Here is a 17,797-nt window from a genome sequence, read left to right as displayed (position 1 = left end):
TAAGGAGGCATCACCCATGAGCACTTTCATTACCCGCGATGGCGTCGAGATTTACTACAAGGACTGGGGCACCGGTCAGCCGATTGTCTTCAGTCACGGCTGGCCACTGAACGCCGACAGCTGGGAATCGCAGATGATCTTCCTGGCCTCCAAGGGCTATCGGGTCATCGCCCACGACCGTCGCGGTCATGGGCGTTCCAGCCAGCCGTGGTCGGGCAATGACATGGACCATTACGCCGACGATCTGGCGCAGTTGATCGAGCTGCTCGACCTGCAAAACGCCGTGCTGTTCGGCTTCTCCACCGGCGGTGGCGAGGTGGCGCGTTACATCGGTCGCCACGGCACCGGCCGCGTGGCCAAGGCCGGGCTGATTTCCGCGGTGCCACCGCTGATGCTCAAGACCGAAGCCAACCCCGGCGGCCTGCCGCTGGAAGTGTTCGACGGCATCCGCCAGGCCTCGCTGGCCGACCGTTCGCAGCTGTACATCGACCTCGCCAGCGGCCCGTTCTTCGGCTTCAACAAGCCTGACGCGAAACCGTCCCAGGGCATGATCGACTGGTTCTGGATGCAGGGCATGATGGCCGGCCACAAGAACGCCTATGACTGCATCAAGGCGTTCTCGGAAACCGACTTCACCGAAGACCTGCAGAAGTTCGACGTGCCGACGCTGGTGGTGCATGGCGACGCGGATCAGGTCGTGCCGTATGAAGCGGCGGGCGTCTCCTGCGCCAAACTGGTAAAGGGCTCGACCCTGAAGATTTACCCGGGCGCCCCTCACGGTTTGACGGACACCCATAAGGACCAGCTCAACGCTGACCTGTTGGCGTTCTTGAAAGGTTAAAAAGCCGGATCAAGGGATCGCAGGTTTCGCCAGCGCCTACACGTGCATACCCGTAGGCGCTGGCGAAGGCTGCGATCTTTTGCTTTTAAGGCCATGCACCGCCTGACAGCGCCAGGCAAACGGATTGATGCCTTCGCTGCGGGTGAAGATGTGGCAGAAGTGCGCCTGATCGCAGAAGCCGCATTCGAGGCTGATCTGCGTGAGGCTGAGGTTGGTGTACTGGATCAATTGCTTGGCCAGGGCAATGCGCTGCTGGCGAATCCAGTCCTGTGGCGAGAGGCCGGTGCTGCACTTGAACGCGCGGGAGAAGTGACTGCGCGACAGGGCGCAGGCCTGCGCCAGTTCAGTAACTTCCAGGCTGTCGCCCAGACGTTCGAGGATCAGTTGTTTAACCAGCTTTTCGCGCTGCGGGCTGAGGCAGCCGGTGCTTTTCTTTGGCACCGGCGTGAATGACGCGGGGGCGGCATTTTGCTGAACGTGAGCCATGGCGAATGTCCGTGTCGGTAGGCTTCATTCTTGGACCCGAAGGCTCTGGCTTACGAGTTAATCGTTGTTAATTTCTCGCTCATCGCGGGAAGTCTTGGGTAAAGTCAGACACAATTCTCATCCTCGCGCCCGGCCGAACACACACAAGGAACCTGTGCCTATGAACCGTAACGATCTGCGTCGCGTCGACATGAACCTGCTGGTGATTTTCGAGGCCCTGATGTTCGAAAAGAACCTGACCCGAGTCGCGGAAAAACTGTTCATGGGCCAACCGGCGGTGAGCGCCGCACTGGGGCGTTTGCGCGATCTGTTCGACGACCCGTTGCTGCTGCGCAATGGACGCGGCATGGAACCGACGGCGCGCGCATTGGCGATTCTCAAGGAATTGCAGCCGGCGATGGACACCATCTCCGGTGCGGTCAGCCGGGCCAAGGAATTCGATCCTGCGACCAGTTGCGATGTGTTTCGCATCGGGTTGTCGGACGATGCCGAGTTCGGTTTGTTTCCACCGTTGCTGCGTCAGTTGCAAGAGGAAGCACCGGGCATCGTCGTGGTCGTGCGGCGGGCCAATTACTTGTTGATGCCAGCGCTGTTGGCGTCGGGGGAAATTTCGGTGGGTGTGAGCTACACCACGGATCTGCCGGCCAATGCCAAGCGCAAGAAGCTGCGCGATATCCCCTGCAAAGTGCTGCGCGGCGACACCCGGCCGGGGACGCTGACCCTGGATGAGTACTGCGAGCGGCCCCATGCGATGGTGTCTTTTTCCGGCGACCTGAGTGGCAACATCGACCTGGATCTGGCGAAGGTCGGGCGTAGTCGTCGTGTGGTGCTGGGGGTGCCGCAGTTCAGTGGGTTGCGGGCGTTGCTCGCCGGGACCGAGATGATTGCCACTGTGCCGGATTATGCGGCGTGTGCGTTGGTCGAGGGCTGTGGCTTGCGCGCTGAGGATCCGCCGTTCGAGATTGAGGCGGCGCAGTTGTCGATGGCCTGGAGCGGGGTGCATGACAATGATCCGGCGGAACGGTGGTTGCGGTCGCGGATCGGTCAGTTCATGTCTGTGGCTTTGGATGTTTCTTAGGTGTTGACCTTGGCGGCCTCTGGGCCGACCAGGGTCTTGGTTGATTGAGTACATATCCGTTTCTTCGGTAACGGCGGCTGGCGGTTTCGCCCTTACGGCGAGTCCCTTTTGTCAAACGACACAAAAGGAACCAAAAAGTCTCGCCCCTTACGTACGGCCCCTCGCTGAGGCTCGGCGTTCCTTCGCTGCGGTATTCATCCGGGGGCATTGCCCTCCGGTCGGCTTCGCTTCGACCTACATGCAATGAGTTCGACTGTGTCGAACGGCGCTGCGCGCCAATCCCCGGATAAACACCTCCGCTCAGCCTGCCGAGGGGGCGGGTGGATCAAGATCAAAAGCTGCAGGCGAGCTAACGCTCGGCCTGATGAGTGGTGAGAAGCGACGCGGTGGTGCGGGATGCTCTGCTTTGCTCTTCTGTGGGAGCGAGCTTGCTCGCGATGGCGGCCTGACAGCCGACCACTTTCTTACGAGTGTACCCAGCCCAACTGTAGGGGCGAGCCTGCTCGCGAAGGCGGCCTGCCAGCCAATCAATTTCTTGCTGATGTACACCGATCAAATTGTGGGAGCGAGCTTGCTCGCGAAGGCGACCTGCCAGCCGCCCAATCACTTGCAGATGTACTCAGCACCTGTGGGAGCGGGCTTGCCCGCGAAGGCGGCCTGCCAGCCAATCAATTTCTTGCTGATGTACACCGATCAAATTGTGGGAGCGAGCTTGCTCGCGAAGACGGCCTGACAGCCGCCCAATTACTTGCAGATGTACTCAGCACCTGTGGGAGCAGGCTTGCCCGCGAAGGCGGCCTGCCAGCCAATCAATTTCTTGCTGATGTACACCGATAAAATTGTGGGAGCGAGCTTGCTCGCGAAGGCGACCTGACAGCCGCCCAATTACTTGCAGATGTACTCAGCACCTGAGGGAGCGGGCTTGCCCGCGAAGGCGGCCTGACAGCCGACCAATCTCTCACAGACATACGCTGATCCACTGTAGGAGCGAGCCTGCTCGCGATAGCGGTGTATCAGTCAACACCAATGCCGGATGTAATGCCGCCATCGCGAGCAAGCTCGCTCCCACAGGGAATGTGCAGTGTTCTGAAAGCCCTGTTTAAAAGCGGTCAGCCTCAATTCCTGAAAGCCACACCGCCTTGCGTCGTTGCCTACAACTACGCCAGAATCCGCCGGCTTGTGAGTCTTGGCCCTGATCTCTATCGTTCTCCACGTCGCTGCCCATTCAGCGATCGGGTTTAGCAGCTCGGTAAATTTCAAGGCTCGCCAGTGTCACCTTCAGATCAGTCCGATCTGCAATTTGGTGGCTGTGCGTGGGGCACTTCGGTGCGCCGGGTTCCTTGATCCCTGGTCTGCTAACCCGCGTACAGCCGCCACCCAATTCGTTTAGCAGCGACTTGTGGCGGCTCCATTGATCAAGGAGCTTGACCATGTTCAAACCCACCCCCAATCCCCCGAATGCCCCGGCACCACCACACAATCCCAGCACGATGTTTCTCATCGCCCCCGACATCAACACCGAAACCCTCTTGGCCCACGCCTGCGAATCCCTGGCCTCGGCCAGCATCATGGCCAGCGATCTTGCTGGATTTCTGCAAAGCCCTCATCGCAATGCGCTGCTGGGGATTGCGCAGATCATCATGTTGGGTGAGCTGGCGGTGAACCGGGCGCTGGATAATCTCGACCCGCAAGACTAGTCCAGTAGCAGCAAGCAACGAGCAACCCTGTAGGAGCGAGCTTGCTCGCGATGGACGTCAACGATAACGCGTGCTGCCTGATTGATCGTGTTGTCCAGACGTTTTTCGCGAGCGAGCTCGCTCCCACAGGGTTCTATGTCGTTTGGTCGATCTCGGTCTTCACGCAAACAGAGCACGTACATTCAATTTTTCCTTCCTCCGCCCCGGCACTATCGAATCCTGTCCCGGCGCATTGACGCCGGTGGTTTTTCATTTGTGCGGGTAGGCCATGGACACTTCGCGAAGTGATGATCGGGCGCAAGACTGGGGGCTGCTGTTCCTGCGGGTCAGCGGCGGGTTGTTCCTGTTGTGGGTGCATGGCTTGCCCAAGCTGCTTCACTACAGTGCCGAGCTGCAAAGCATCGAAGACCCTTTCCACCTGGGCACGAATCTGACGCTGATGCTGGCGATTTTCGCCGAGGTCGTGTGCCCGCTGCTGATCGTCGCCGGGTTGCTGGCGCGTCTGGCGTGTTTGCCTATTCTGTTTTTGCTGTGGGTGTCGATGGTGATCGTGCACCCGCAGTGGACGCTCTTCGAAGGCCAGTTCGGCTGGCTGTTGCTGATCGTGTTCACCAGCATTTTCATCGCCGGGCCGGGACGCCTGGCACTCAATGTCCGTTTCGCCGGAGCCTTGCGTTATGTCTGAATCCAATCGCCGTGAGCCGGCAAGTCCGGGGCCTGATGAGGTGGTGACCCTGATCGTCAAGCACCGGGTCAAGGCCGGTTTCGAAGTGCCTTATGCAGCCTGGCTGCGCAACATCGTCAAGGTGGCCGCGCAGAACGTCGGGCACTTGGGCGTGGATGTGGTGCGTGGCAAGAATGCCGGCCTGGACACCTACACCTGCGTGCTGCGCTTTTGTTCGACCGAGGCGATGCAGCGCTGGCTCGATTCACCGCAACGCCAGGAACTGGTCGATGAAGCCGCGCCGATGCTGGCCGATGGTGACCAGACCGAAGTCAATCCGGTCAACGAGTTCTGGTTCTCGCCCCAGGCCGAGGCCAGTACGCCACCGCCGCGCTGGAAGCAGGCCGTGGTGACGCTGCTGGTGATCCTGCCGCACACCTTGCTGGTGCCGCTGCTTTGGGGGCCGTTGTTGCGGCTCAACGCCTTGCTCTCCAATTACGTGGTGGCCACGTTCCTGATCACCCTGACCATCGTGCTGTCGGTGGTTTACATCTTCATGCCCATGGCGACGCGTCTGTTCGCGCCCTGGCTGTCTCCCGCCACATTGCACGAGGAACCGTGATGAACGCCGATCTGATTCTGTTCAATGGTCAATTCCATACCGTTGACCGCGAAAAACCGCTCGCCAGCGCCGTGGCGATCAGCGACGGGCGTTTTGTCGTGGTCGGCAACGATGCCGAAGCCATGGCCCTGCGGGGCTCGAACACCCAGTTGATTGACCTCAAGGGGCGTTGCGTGATCCCCGGGCTCAACGACTCACACTTGCACCTGATCCGTGGCGGCTTGAACTACAACCTGGAACTGCGTTGGGAAGGTGTACCGTCACTGGCCGATGCCTTACGCATGCTCAAGGAGCAGGCCGACCGCACGCCGACCCCGCAGTGGGTGCGGGTGGTCGGTGGCTGGAACGAATTCCAGTTCGCTGAAAAGCGCATGCCGACCCTGGCGGAGCTCAATCAGGCGGCGCCAGACACGCCGGTTTTCGTGCTGCACCTGTACGACCGCGCCTTGCTCAACCGCGCCGCGTTGCGTGTCGCCGGCTACACCCGTGACACACCGAACCCGCCAGGCGGCGAGATCGTGCGTGACGCGAATGGCGAGCCGACCGGCATGTTGGTGGCGCGGCCCAACGCGATGATTCTGTACTCGACCCTGGCCAAGGGGCCGAAGCTGCCGCTGGAGTATCAGGTCAACTCGACCCGTCAGTTCATGCGCGAACTCAATCGCCTGGGCCTGACCAGTGCCATCGATGCCGGCGGCGGTTTCCAGAATTACCCGGACGATTACCAGGTGATCGAGCAGTTGGCGAAGGACGAGCAACTGACCGTGCGCATCGCCTACAACCTGTTCACCCAGAAGCCCAAGGAAGAGTTGACCGACTTCAAGAACTGGACCGGCAGCGTGAAACTGCACCAGGGCGACGATTTCCTGCGACACAACGGCGCCGGGGAAATGCTGGTGTTCTCGGCGGCGGACTTCGAAGACTTCCTCGAACCGCGCCCGGACCTGCCGCAAACCATGGAAGCCGAACTGGAGCCGGTGGTGCGCCATCTGGTCGAGCAACGCTGGCCGTTCCGTTTGCACGCCACCTACAACGAATCCATCAGCCGCATGCTCGATGTGTTCGAGAAGGTTAATCGCGACATTCCGTTCAACGGCTTGCCGTGGTTTTTCGACCACGCCGAAACCATCACCCCGCAGAACATCGAGCGGGTGAGGGCGCTGGGCGGCGGCATCGCGATTCAGGATCGCATGGCGTTCCAGGGTGAATATTTCGTCGAGCGTTACGGCGCGAAAGCGGCCGAAGCCACGCCACCGATCAAACGCATGCTGGCCGAAGGCGTACCGGTGGGTGCCGGTACCGACGCCACGCGGGTATCGAGCTACAACCCGTGGACCTCGCTGTACTGGATGGTCAGCGGTCGCACCGTCGGAGGTATGGAATTGCACGCCGAAGGCCTTTCACGCCTGACGGCGCTGGAACTGTTCACCCACGGCAGCGCCTGGTTCTCGTCGGAGCAAGGCAAGAAGGGCCAGATCAAGGTCGGGCAACTGGCTGACGTCGCGGCCCTCAGTGCAGATTTTTTCAGCGTCGATGAAGAGGCGATCAAGTGGATCGAGTCGGTATTGACCGTGGTCGGCGGCAAGGTGGTGTACGGCGCCGGTGACTTCGAGAAGCTCGGGCCGGCCAGCGTGCCGGTGCTGCCGGACTGGTCGCCGGTGGTGAAGGTGCCGGGCCACTGGCGCCCGACTTCGCCGATGCAGGCCCAGGTTCACCATTGCAGCGGCCCGTGCGCGGTGCATTCCCACAGTCATGAACGGGCGCGCCTGTCGAACGCGCCGGTCAGCGATTTCGCCGGTTTCTGGGGCGCCTTTGGCTGCTCGTGTTTTGCCTTCTGACTCTTTTAAAAAAGCGCCGGCCCAACAGGTCGGCGCTGACTGCAACAACCATCCACCAAGGAGTTTCCAATGAGCAACGTTCCCTACAAACGCCTGAACAAAGACGATGCTGTGGTATTGCTGGTCGACCACCAGACCGGTCTGATCTCGCTGGTACAGGATTTCTCGCCCAATGAGTTCAAGAACAACGTGCTGGCGCTGGGCGACATCGCCAAGTTCTTCAAACTGCCGACCATCCTCACCACCAGTTTCGACAGCGGTCCGAACGGTCCGATCGTGCCGGAGCTCAAGGCGCAGTTCCCGGACGCGCCGTTCATTGCACGCCCGGGCCAGATCAACGCCTGGGACAACGAAGACTTCGTCAAGGCGATCAAGGCCACCGGTCGCAAGCAACTGATCATTGCCGGTGTGGTGACCGACGTGTGCGTGGCGTTCCCGACACTGTCAGCCATTGCCGAAGGCTTTGAGGTGTTTGTGGTGACCGACGCTTCCGGCACCTTCAACACCACCGTGCAACAAGCGGCCTGGGCGCGCATGTCGGCCGCCGGTGCACAACTGCTGAACTGGTTCTCCGTGGCCTGCGAGCTGCAAGGCGACTGGCGCAACGACATGGAAGGCCTGGCCAACCTGCTGTCCGAACGCCTGCCGAACTATCGCAACCTGATCAACAGCTACACCAAATTTACTGCCAAGTAAGAAGTACACCTGTGGGAGCGAGCTTGCTCGCGATGGCGGCGTATCAGTCGACACACATGTTGACTGACAGAAAGCTATCGCGAGCAAGCTCGCTCCCACAGATTTTTTGTGTGATCACTTGATCAGCGACTCTGCAACCAACTCAAAAACCCACCTTTCCTGACCGCTACCGGTTTGGCCATCAACGCCATCCGGCTGTTCTGCTGGCGCACCGCCTGCAGCTTGTTCAACGCCCGGTCGACTTCCCGTCGTTGCGCCATGCAGTTGCGGGTCAGTGATTTGTCGAGGCGGTAGATGATGCTTGAGGTCATGGCCGTGAACCGTGCCTGGGACGGCGTGTCGGCGAGGATGCTTTGTTCGCCCATGACTTCACTCGGCCCCATGCGCCCGGCTTCGATCTGCGTGCTGCCGTTGGGGACGGTGGCGCTGACCACGCCGGTGGCGATGACGAACAGGCTGTCCGGTACTTCATCCAGATCCAGCACCACCTCACCGGCCGCGTATTGCTGCGCCACCATGTTCTGGGCCAGGTGATCCCGTTCCTCGGCGCTCAGGGAACGGAATATTTTCACTTCATCGAGCAAGGCCCGTGCGCGGGTCGACGGCTCGATCACGCCATCGGGTTGCCGGGAAATGCCTGCCGCTTCGAGGTGCCGATGGGCCAGGTCGAACAGTTGATTGCGCACTTCACCCTTTTTGCCCAATTCGGCGATGAAGCCGCTGGCCACGTATTCGGACATGGTTTCGCCGGCCTCCTTGAGCACGGCTTTCGGCGCCGGATCGAGCAGCAGACTGCTACTGCCCTGAAGGGTGCGGTCCAGGGCATCGAGTACCCGACGCGGGCGGATGTGGTTGGGCACCTGAATGCTGATCGACACGCCGTGCATATTGAACGGGCGGCTGAGATTGACGATCTTTGCCTTGGCCGCCACCGAGTTCGGCACCACAGCGGTGCTGCCGGCGCTGGTCAGCAGGTGGGTGGCACGCCAGTCGATGTCCAGCACCTTGCCTTCAATACCGTCGATGGAAACCCGGTCATCGACCTGATACGGCTTGGTGGTATTGAGCACGATGCCGGAGAACACGTCGCTCAAGGTGCTCTGCAATGCCAGACCCACCACGATGGCGACGACGCCGGAGGTCGCCAGCAAACCTTTCACCGGCAGCTCCAGCACGTAGCCGGCGGCGGCCACCACGGCAATCAGGAACACCAGTGCACCGATGACATCCTGCAACAGCCGACCGCTATGGCCGATGCGCCGCATCAGGGCCAGGCCGATCACTTCGGTCAGCACCCGCGCGGCGTACAGCCACCAGAGAATCCCCAGTGCCGTGGCCCCCAGTTGTGCCACGCGATCATCAGCAAACAACGGCGCCTGCAACGGGCTGACGCCGGCGTTGATGAGCACCGCGCTGAACAGCACAAACAGCGCCAGGCGCACACCGACCCGGCTGACGCGATGCTTGAGTGGCGCGAGGTGCCAGAGCAGGGCGTCGATGGCCAGCAGCAGGGTGCTCAGTGAGAGCAGGTGACCGAGGAGAAAGGACATGGGGAAACTCCATTTAAATGCTTGCGGCAAACAGATCGCAGATCCTTCGGGGAAGGTGATTTCAGTGCGGTGAACGAAGATTAATGGTGTGTCAGGAAGGGAAAAAGCGGCTATAACGTGTTTGACTGTCAACCGGGAAGTGACAATGAACCCCTTCGAAGATATGCGTATTTTTTGCCAGGTCATGGACTCCGGCAGCTTCACGGCGGCCGCCGATCAACTGGGGCTGTCCAAGCAGTTTGTCAGCCGCCGCTTGATGCAACTCGAAGAGCGCCTGGGCGTGCGCTTGCTCAATCGTTCGACCCGGCGCCTGGATGTCACGCCGCTGGGGCAGAGCTATTACGAGTCAGCCTTGCGCCTGCTCAGCGAAGTCGAACAAGTGGAGCAGGGCATCGCCGGCCAGACCACCGAGCCACGGGGGACCATTCGTGTGAGTGCGCCGCTGTCGTTCGCGCTGGCGCATCTGGGCTGCCTGTTGCCGGTGTTTTTACAGCGCTATCGCGACGTGACGGTGGAGATGGATTTGAGCGATCGTCCCGTGGATTTGCTCGGTGAGGGCTACGACCTGGCGCTGCGCATCGGCACACTGGAAGACTCGACACTGATCGCCCGACGCATTGCCTCCATTGAGCGGGTGTACTGCGCAAGCCCGGCGTACCTGACCGAACGCGGCACACCGCTCAAGCCTGAAGATTTGCACGGTCACGACTGCCTGCCGTACGGCCATGGTCGACAGGTGCAATGGCGGTTTGCAGGGCAGGGCAAGCCATTGAGCGTCAATGTCAGCGGGCGGATGCGGGTCAACAACGGTGAATTGCTCAAGGACGCGGCGATTGCCGGGCTGGGGATCACGTATTTGCCGACGTTCATTGTCGGCTCGGCGTTGAAGGATGGACGGCTGGTGGAAGTGCTGGAGGATTTTCGGCCGGAGCCGCTGACGTTGTCGGCGGTCTATCCGCAACACCGGCAGAGTTCGCGGCCGGTGCAGGCGCTGGTTGAGTTCTTGCGTGAGGAACTGGATCAGTCTGAGGGTGGGTTGTAGAGCGGCGGATTGCCTGACTCACATCGGCCACTGTGGGAGCGAGCTTGCTCGCGATGGCGTCCTGTCATCCAACATTGAAGTCGTCTGACACTCCGCCATCGCGAGCAAGCTCGCTCCCACAGGGTTTTGTGTTGCATGGGAATCAGTGGGAATCAGCTCCTTTTGTCATCACCGGGCTCGGCATGGACACCACGGTCATCACCGGGCTCGCCATTGGCATGGACACCACGGTCATCGCCGGGCTCGCCATTGGCATGAACGCCATGATCGTCGCCGACTTCACCGGACCGATGAACGCCATGGTCGTCCCCGGGTTCATCATGGGTGCCGCTGCGTCCTGAGGACGAGACCGATCCGGAGTGGCTCGAACCGCTGTTGGCACTGCCATGGCCACTGTTGCTGCCATGGTCGCCACTGTGGCCGCTGCCGCTGTTACCACCACTGCCGCTTCCACCATGACTGCCGCCGCCGCTTCCACTGCCGCCGCCACCACCGCTACCACCACTGCCGCCACCGTGACTGCCGCCACCACCACTTCCGCCACCACCACCACCGCCACCACCGCCACCACTACCCCCATCCTTGGCCTGAGCGCTGGAAACTCCAGACAGACTGTCCGGAATCAATACGGTAGACGCCGACAGAACCGCGCCAATAGCTACTGCCAGTAAAAGCTTATTGATGAGCATGTCGTTCTCCGTCCTGTAATTCAGATTGGAACCTTCATGAACAGTGCAATGTGCTGATTTTTCCCCGTGGGAACTTGATGAACAGTTCAGCGCGCCGATTTATTCGGCGGGAACATTGAAAAAGAGTGCAGCGTTCAGCCGGAGCAGCGTCTGAAGGGGCAGCGTCAAAGAGTCAGTGAATGCTCGAGGCCAGCTCGAAAATCGGGATGTACATCAGGATCACGATCACCCCGATCAACAGACCGATGAAGGTCATGAGCAAGGGTTCGAACAGCCGCACGAACCATTCGATCCAGCGGCTGATTTCTTCGTCGTAGAAGTCGGCGCTGCGCTCCATCATCTGCCCGAGGTTGCCGGACTGTTCGCCGGCTCGCAGCAGGCGCAGGGACACGGGGGTCACCAGGTGATTGAGTTCCAGCGCGGCAGAGAGTGATTGCCCCTCGCGCACCCGGTCGCAGGCCTGGTCCAGGCGCGTGCGGGAGGCGACGGTGAGCAGGCCACGGACCATGCCCATGGCGGTGACCAGGGGAATGCCGCCTTGCAGCAGAATCCCCAGTGAACGGTAGAAGCGTGCCAGTTCATACATGAAGATGCGCCGGTGCACCGCGGGGAGTTTTTCGATCAGGCGGTCCAGCCCCCGACGAAAGGCCGGCTGACGCTGGAGCAGGGTGAGGGCGACGATGATGGCCAGCAATCCCCCGAAGAATTCGCCCTGGTGGGTGTGCAGGAACATGCCGCTGCTCATCAGGATCTGCGACATCCAGGGCAGGTTCGACCCCAGTCCTTCAAACACCAGGCTGAAGCGCGGCACGACATACCCCATCAAAAACAAAACCACGCCACCGCCCACCACCAGCAACAGCAAGGGGTAGATCGAAGCGCTGATGATCTTTTGGCGAACCTCGTCCATGCGTTGGCGATAGCTGACATAGCGGCCCAGGGCATCGCCCACGGCGCCGGTCTTCTCGCTGGACTGCACCAGCGCCACGTACAGCGGGGGGAAAACCGCCGACAGCTGGCTCAAGGCCTGGGAAAACGATTTGCCCTCGTAAAGCAGGCGGACCAACTCGTTCAAGGTCTTGCGGGCCTGTGGCGCGTTTTCCTTTTCCGCCAGGCTTTCCAGGGCATCGATCAACGGCAGGCCGGCGTTGAGCAGGGTGGTCAGTTCCTGGCTGAACAACACCAGGTTGAACGTCTCGCGCTTGTGCAGGCGCAATGCGCGCCAATGGCGCTCGGCGTGCAGGCTGACCACCCGCAGGCCCTGGTCTTCGGCGATGCGCCTGGCTTCGCTGTGCCCCGGTGCCTCGACGGTCATCGAGACCACACCGGCCTTGCCGACGGCCTTGAGATGAAAGCGCATGGTCGCCATTCCCGTCAGTTCCAGTTGGTGACTTCGGCGTTCTCGCCTTCGCCACCGGGCTGCCCGTCCTTGCCCATGGACAACAGGTCGTACTCGCTGTTCTCACCGGGATAGCGATAGGCGTAGTTGCGGCCCCAGGGGTCTTGCGGGAGTTTTTTCTGCAGGTACGGGCCGGTCCAGCGCGGTTCGTCGGCGGGGGCGGTGACCAGCGCCTGCAAACCCTGTTCGGTGGACGGGTAATGGCCAACTTCCAGACGGTAAAGGTCCAGTGCCTTGCTCAAGCCTTCTATCTGCGCCTTGGCCACTTTCACTTCGGAGCGGCCCAGTTGGGCGAAATACTTCGGCGCCACGATGCCGGCCAACAGCCCCAATACCACCAGCACCACCAACAGTTCGAGCAAGGTGAACCCGCTTTGGGTTCGCCGGGCATAACACAGTCGCTGATTCATGATGACCTCGTAACAGTCGGCAGCAGAGTTGCCATGTAGTTGCATGCAATTGCCATGCTCACGGTTGCTGACCCTTGCGCGCCCCCCCTGCTACGGGCCTTCTCGCTTACGGCACAGTGCTTGCGTATGGCTGGTGCACGACTGGCCATTGGGGCAATACCCCCAATTTTCGGGGCCGGAAAGGGGAGGTATAACAATGAAGACACTCACCGCCGGATTGCTGGGTTTCCTTGTGTTGGCCAGCGCCGCACAGGCCGATGTGTTTGTTTCCGTGGACGCCAATGGCGGCTACGTCCTGTCCAATGTCCACCGCCCCGGACGCCAATATGTACGGGTGATTCGTGAGCCCGATGCGCCGGTGGTCAGCCTCGATCAGCAACCGCAGATGATCGCCGCGCAACCCTATGCCGAGCTGGTGGCGGCGGCGGCCAGGGCCAACGAACTGCCGGCGGCGCTGCTGCACGCAGTGATCAAGACCGAATCGAGCTACAACGCCCGCGCCACCTCACCCAAGGGCGCTCGCGGGCTGATGCAATTGATGCCCGCCACCGCCCGCGAAATGGGGGTGACCAATGTCTACGACCCCAAGGCCAACATCCAGGGTGGCGCCCGCTATCTCAAGCGCCTGATGACGATGTTCGACAACGATATCCGGCTCGCCGTGGCGGCCTATAACGCCGGCCCGCAAGCGGTGCTCAGCCGGGGCAACGTGGTCCCGCCGTTCGCCGAAACCCAGCGTTATGTGCCCAGTGTGCTGAACCAATATCGACGTTTGCAGGGGTTGCCCGCGGATGCGCCGCTGTGATCGAACACCCGGGGAAATTTCCCCAATAGTGGGGAATAGTGGCCCCGGCGAAAAAGGGGGGGGATTGGGTGGGGAATATCCCCCGGCCTATCAAGTCGTGATCATAACAAGCTGATTAATAACGTATTTTTTTGTGGCATGCGGATTGCTCCGGTCGATTTGTCGAGAAGTGTTCCCCGATAACCCGCAGCGAGGCCCGAGTCCATGATCGGCATATCCCACGCTTGGTCCTTGATTGATTTGCTTACCCCCCCTGTGGGAGCGAGCTTGCTCGCGATGACTGCTTTCCAGTCGCCAACGATGTCGACTGTCAGTCCGCTATCGCGAGCAAGCTCGCTCCCACAACGGGGCGGGTAAGACAGGTACAGATCGGTAAAGAGGAATGTTGCTGAAAACAGGACCAACCCTTGTCCGGCGTCGTGCCGGGATTTCGGGTCAGTCCCGGTGATACCCACTAACGAGGAAACCGACATGGACCGATTCGCGCATTGCGGCCTGCTGACGTTTTGCCTGTTGGCCTTCGGTATCGACCAGGCGCTGGCTCACTCGGCGGACGAGCACACCGGGCACGACACGGCGGCCAGCACCGCCAGCCCGGAGAACGCCCGGATCAGATTTGCCGACGTGGCCTTACTGGACCAGAACGGCAAGGTCGTCAACCTGGAAAAAGACCTGGTCAGCAACAAAATCGTGGTCATGGGTTTCATTTACACCCGTTGCACCACGGTCTGCCCGGTGATGTCCTCGATCATGGGCAGGGTACAGAAACATTTGGGCGCGCGGGTCGGCACCGAGGTGCAATTGGTGTCCATCAGCATCGACCCGCAGCGTGATGATCCCCAACGACTGAACGACTACGCCCGCACCTTCCAGAACGGGCCGGGCTGGAGCTGGCTGACCGGTTCGCCGCAGGCGGTCGATGCCACCCTCAAGGGCCTGGGTGTCTACCGCGGTAACTTCGAGAACCACTCGCCACTGATTCTGGTGGGGGACGGCAACAACCGCTACTGGACCCGCTACTACGGTCTCACCGAACCGGCGGAGCTGGCCCGGGCCGTCGAGAGGCTCAGAGGCGAACGCAACGCCCACGCCAAGCACACCGCCATCGCCATGGAGCACCAGCCATGAGCGCCTTCGACAGGAAAACCTGCTTCCCCGACATACCCGTGCAGGACCAGAACGGCAGCACCTTTATCTCCCTTACCAGTGATCCGCTGCACAACACGCCAGCGGTACTCAAGGCTTGCACCTTGAAACAGGGCATCGATGGGCCCCACTGGTTTTTTCTTACCGAAGACAAGGTGCAAATGGACCTTGTATGGGGGCGCATCGACCAGATCGTGCCGACCCCCTTGCAGCACTCCATACGGTTGATCGTCGGTGACGCGGCGAACAAGCGCTGGAACAAAATCCGTCCCGCCGACATTGCCCAGCGCTTACAGTTGCTGACAATGCCCGTGGCCCGTCGCTGAGCCACGGCCATGAATACTGCCCTCGTCCTTGGCCTGCTGCTCTTCGGCAGCATCGCGCTCACCGCCCAGGCGCTGCCGCTGAGCCTTAGCGAAAGTGCCGGTAAACGGTTGTACCACGAAGGCGTGTCGGCCAGCGGCGAACCGATCATGGTCCGGGTCGGCGCAGCGGGCGTGCTGCTGCCGGCCACCCGCCTGCCGTGCGCCAATTGTCATGGCGAGGATGGCCTCGGGCGCCCGGAAGGCGAGGTGCGACCGCCGGACCTGCGCTGGTCTCGACTGGCCAGCAGTCAAGGCCAGCAGCACATCAACGGCCGCAGTTATCCGGCCTACAGCGAAATCACCCTGGCGCGGGCGGTGCAGGAGGGGCGCGACCCGGGCAACAATCGGCTCGATCCGACGATGCCACGGTTCGTGTTGTCGATGATCGATCAACGCAACCTCACGGCGTACCTCAAACACCTGGCCGAAGACCGCGTTCCGGGACTGGCCCCCGACAGTCTGCACCTGGGTACGTTGTTGCCGGGTTCCGGCCCCTTGGGCGAAGAGGGCATCACGGTGGCGGCGGTACTCAATGGCTGCGTGGCGCGCATCAACGAGGCGGGCGGAATTCATGGCCGGCAGTTGCGCCTGACCATCCTCGACCCCGGCGCCGACCGCGCCAGTGCCGAAAAGGCGCTGGACCGGTTGATCAATGAAGAGCAGGTGTTTGCCCTGATCGCACCGATGGCGCCGGCATTGGACCTGAACTTCGCCATGCGTCTGGAACAGGCCGGCATTCCCCTGATCGGGCCGCTGTCCTTGCAGGGCACGCTCCACACCAGCCCGCAGATATTCGAGCCACTGCCGGGCCTTCGCGACCAATTGATCGCCCTGGCCAACTACGCCAGTGCGAGCCTGCGGGTGCTTCAGGGGCCGACGCTGATCGCCTACCCGGACGAACCCGGCCAACGCCTGGCGGCGCAGGAACTCAGCAAGTACTTGCAGGGGCACGCCTGGCAAAAGGTGCGCCTGCAAGCCTATGACCCGGCCGGGGATGATTTTCCCTTGGGGTCGCGCTCGGTGTTTTACCTGGGCAGCAGCAGCGGCTTCAGTCGTCTGGCCGAGCGTTTGCAAACGGCGGGGCAGGTGCCTTACCTGTTCGCCGCCTCGAACCAGGTGGCGGGCAATCTGATGCAGGTGCCCAGCGGATTTTCCCGACGGGTGTTCCTGGCCTATCCGTTCGTGCCAAGCGACTGGACCCAGGCCGGGCGCCTGGCCTTGACCCAGTTGCGCGAACACCAGGGCCTCGGTGGCCAGCATGCGGTGCTGCAAGTGGGCGCGTTCAGTTCGATGATGCTGCTCAGCGAAGGCATGAAGCAGGCCGGGCGCAATGCCAGTCGCGAGAAGCTGGTCAGGGCCCTGGAAGGCTTGCGTGACTTCGATACCGGGCTGACACCGCTGATCAGCTTTGGTCCGGGCCGGCGCCTGGGCTTGAGCGGTGCCCATATCGTCACGGTGGATCTGCCGGACCAGCGTTTCTATCTGGTCGCGCCCTATAAACCCATTGCTGCCAAGCCCTGACCGGAGGCCGATCATGAAACTCGATACCGCCCGGTGCAGACGCTTCCACTGGCGAAACCGCAGGGCTACGCTTAACCGGGATGAGGGCGTCGGCGCCATTGCGCTCGCGCAATCGAATCGAACGGATTGCCGATCAATAGGGGGTTTCCCCAACAGTGGGGGGAAAAGTCCAGTGCCAATCACGTCGCTTTCCCCGTTTTTGGGGGATGGAACTGCGCTACGAAAAGGCATTGTTTTTTAAATTCAAGGACATGAAGTCCTCAAATTACCGGTGCCCAGCCTGGCACGAAGTGTGCGTTAGTCCTATCAGGACGCGCACTCCGTCAGGTTCAAAATCCGGACCTGCGGTTTCAAGGAGTCCACCTTGTTGAATAAAGTACTGGTTGTTGATGACGAACAGTTGCTGGCGGAGAACCTCCAGGGTTACCTGCAGGCGCAAGCACTGGAAGTCCGGATTGCCCACGACGGTGCGAAAGGAATCGCTGAAGCCGATGATTTCGCGCCCGATGTGATGGTGTTCGATTACCGCTTGCCCGATATGGAAGGCTTTCAGGTGCTCGATGCCGTCCGCCAGAACAGGAAGTGTCATTTCGTGCTGATCACAGGGCATCCAACCGCAGAGGTTTGCGAGCGGGCCCGGCAACTGGGCGTCAGCCATATCCTGTTCAAACCGTTTCCATTGGCGGAATTGGCCCGTGCCGTGCTTGATCTTCTGGGCAGGCAACGCGAACCCAAAGTGGGGGTGAGCACTTCCGAAGGCTTTGTCGAACGACGCCAGAGCAGGACCGAGAGTTTCCCGCTGCAGTTGTACGACGGTAGCTGGGTGCTGGCAGATCGCCGAAAAAATACATCGGCCTCCAAGGCGCCAGACGACGAACAGTTGCTCACCGGGGAGTAGTGGCGCGACAAGACGTTCCGGCCTCCGCCGAATGGCTCGCCGCGCCGACA

The 17,797-nt window shown here is 61.2% G+C and carries 18 protein-coding genes and 1 pseudogene; 13 read left to right on the top strand and 6 right to left on the bottom strand.

The features are described 5' to 3' along the window. The first annotated feature begins 16 nt into the window (after positions 1-16). Entirely contained in the window at positions 17-841 is an 825-nt protein-coding gene (locus KW840_RS27115; RefSeq protein WP_218498349.1) for an alpha/beta fold hydrolase, read from the top strand. A gap of 36 nt (positions 842-877) precedes the next feature. On the opposite strand, the gene KW840_RS27110 is transcribed toward KW840_RS27115, so the two are convergent. Next, positions 878-1,327, bottom strand: coding sequence for a helix-turn-helix domain-containing protein (locus tag KW840_RS27110; RefSeq protein WP_218498348.1), 450 nt, complete (start codon positions 1,325-1,327; stop codon positions 878-880). 160 nt (positions 1,328-1,487) lie between these two features. Here KW840_RS27110 and KW840_RS27105 point away from each other — a divergent pair, with 160 nt between their 5' ends. The 6 genes from KW840_RS27105 to ycaC all read left to right on the top strand — a co-directional run bounded on the left by KW840_RS27105 (position 1,488) and on the right by ycaC (position 7,922). Beyond that, complete coding sequence (locus tag KW840_RS27105; protein ID WP_057715510.1) at positions 1,488-2,405, top strand: LysR family transcriptional regulator; 918 nt, start codon at positions 1,488-1,490, stop codon at positions 2,403-2,405. Between the two features lie 1,430 nt (positions 2,406-3,835). Beyond that, the gene (locus KW840_RS27100; RefSeq protein ID WP_218498347.1) at positions 3,836-4,102 is read left to right on the top strand and encodes a DUF6124 family protein; all 267 of its coding nucleotides are present in this window, start codon (positions 3,836-3,838) and stop codon (positions 4,100-4,102) included. A 268-nt stretch (positions 4,103-4,370) separates the two neighbouring features. Continuing rightward, positions 4,371-4,787, top strand: a complete 417-nt coding sequence (locus KW840_RS27095; protein ID WP_218498346.1) for a DoxX family protein — start codon at positions 4,371-4,373, stop codon at positions 4,785-4,787. Further along, positions 4,780-5,388, top strand: a complete 609-nt coding sequence (locus tag KW840_RS27090) for an antibiotic biosynthesis monooxygenase (RefSeq protein ID WP_154947830.1) — start codon at positions 4,780-4,782, stop codon at positions 5,386-5,388. The genes KW840_RS27095 and KW840_RS27090 overlap by 8 nt, the downstream gene beginning before the upstream one ends. Further along, a complete protein-coding gene (locus KW840_RS27085) occupies positions 5,388-7,226 on the top strand; it encodes an amidohydrolase (RefSeq protein WP_218498345.1) in 1,839 nt (612 codons plus the stop codon). The genes KW840_RS27090 and KW840_RS27085 overlap by 1 nt, the downstream gene beginning before the upstream one ends. 69 nt (positions 7,227-7,295) lie before the next feature. After that, positions 7,296-7,922: an isochorismate family cysteine hydrolase YcaC gene (ycaC, locus tag KW840_RS27080; protein WP_008004800.1), complete on the top strand. Its 627-nt coding sequence runs from the start codon at positions 7,296-7,298 to the stop codon at positions 7,920-7,922. A gap of 122 nt (positions 7,923-8,044) precedes the next feature. Here ycaC and KW840_RS27075 read toward each other — a convergent pair whose 3' ends face one another. After that, complete coding sequence (locus tag KW840_RS27075) at positions 8,045-9,472, bottom strand: mechanosensitive ion channel family protein (protein ID WP_218498344.1); 1,428 nt, start codon at positions 9,470-9,472, stop codon at positions 8,045-8,047. A gap of 145 nt (positions 9,473-9,617) precedes the next feature. Between KW840_RS27075 and KW840_RS27070 the strand changes: the two genes are divergently transcribed. After that, a complete protein-coding gene (locus tag KW840_RS27070; RefSeq protein ID WP_218498343.1) occupies positions 9,618-10,514 on the top strand; it encodes a LysR family transcriptional regulator in 897 nt (298 codons plus the stop codon). 152 nt (positions 10,515-10,666) lie between these two features. Here the strand turns inward: KW840_RS27070 and KW840_RS28840 are convergent, their stop codons facing one another. From KW840_RS28840 to gspG, 3 genes are all read right to left on the bottom strand, one after another. Further along, positions 10,667-11,203 (bottom strand): hypothetical protein, encoded by a 537-nt coding sequence (locus KW840_RS28840; protein WP_218498342.1) that lies wholly within the window; start codon positions 11,201-11,203, stop codon positions 10,667-10,669. Positions 11,204-11,375: 172 nt separating this feature from the next. Beyond that, positions 11,376-12,563: a type II secretion system F family protein gene (locus KW840_RS27060; RefSeq protein ID WP_218498341.1), complete on the bottom strand. Its 1,188-nt coding sequence runs from the start codon at positions 12,561-12,563 to the stop codon at positions 11,376-11,378. 14 nt (positions 12,564-12,577) lie between these two features. Next, positions 12,578-13,012 carry a type II secretion system major pseudopilin GspG gene (gspG, locus tag KW840_RS27055; protein ID WP_057715501.1) on the bottom strand — a complete coding sequence of 145 codons (435 nt, stop codon included), beginning with the start codon at positions 13,010-13,012 and terminating at the stop codon, positions 12,578-12,580. A 196-nt stretch (positions 13,013-13,208) separates the two neighbouring features. On the opposite strand from gspG, the gene KW840_RS27050 reads away from it, so the two are divergent. Continuing rightward, positions 13,209-13,817, top strand: coding sequence for a transglycosylase SLT domain-containing protein (locus KW840_RS27050; RefSeq protein ID WP_159389663.1), 609 nt, complete (start codon positions 13,209-13,211; stop codon positions 13,815-13,817). A 101-nt stretch (positions 13,818-13,918) separates the two neighbouring features. Here the strand turns inward: KW840_RS27050 and KW840_RS27045 are convergent, their stop codons facing one another. Continuing rightward, the gene (locus tag KW840_RS27045) at positions 13,919-14,290 is read right to left on the bottom strand and encodes a hypothetical protein (protein ID WP_218498340.1); all 372 of its coding nucleotides are present in this window, start codon (positions 14,288-14,290) and stop codon (positions 13,919-13,921) included. Between KW840_RS27045 and KW840_RS27040 the strand changes: the two genes are divergently transcribed. From KW840_RS27040 to KW840_RS27025, 4 genes and pseudogenes are all read left to right on the top strand, one after another. Then, positions 14,289-14,945 carry an SCO family protein gene (locus KW840_RS27040; protein WP_218498339.1) on the top strand — a complete coding sequence of 219 codons (657 nt, stop codon included), beginning with the start codon at positions 14,289-14,291 and terminating at the stop codon, positions 14,943-14,945. The two genes, KW840_RS27045 and KW840_RS27040, sit on opposite strands and share 2 nt — an antisense overlap. Further along, a pseudogene (locus KW840_RS27035) lies at positions 14,936-15,289 on the top strand (hypothetical protein); the annotation flags it as partial. The gene KW840_RS27040 and the pseudogene KW840_RS27035, both read left to right, overlap by 10 nt. A 9-nt stretch (positions 15,290-15,298) precedes the next feature. Further along, positions 15,299-16,849, top strand: a complete 1,551-nt coding sequence (locus KW840_RS27030; RefSeq protein ID WP_218498337.1) for an ABC transporter substrate-binding protein — start codon at positions 15,299-15,301, stop codon at positions 16,847-16,849. 364 nt (positions 16,850-17,213) lie between these two features. Next, positions 17,214-17,747: a response regulator gene (locus KW840_RS27025; RefSeq protein WP_057715495.1), complete on the top strand. Its 534-nt coding sequence runs from the start codon at positions 17,214-17,216 to the stop codon at positions 17,745-17,747. Positions 17,748-17,797: the final 50 nt, after the last annotated feature.

This window comes from Pseudomonas sp. PDM30 (assembly GCF_019218985.1).
Classification (GTDB): Bacteria; Pseudomonadota; Gammaproteobacteria; order Pseudomonadales; family Pseudomonadaceae; genus Aquipseudomonas; species Aquipseudomonas jessenii.
This window is presented reverse-complemented; position numbering and strand designations above follow the sequence as displayed.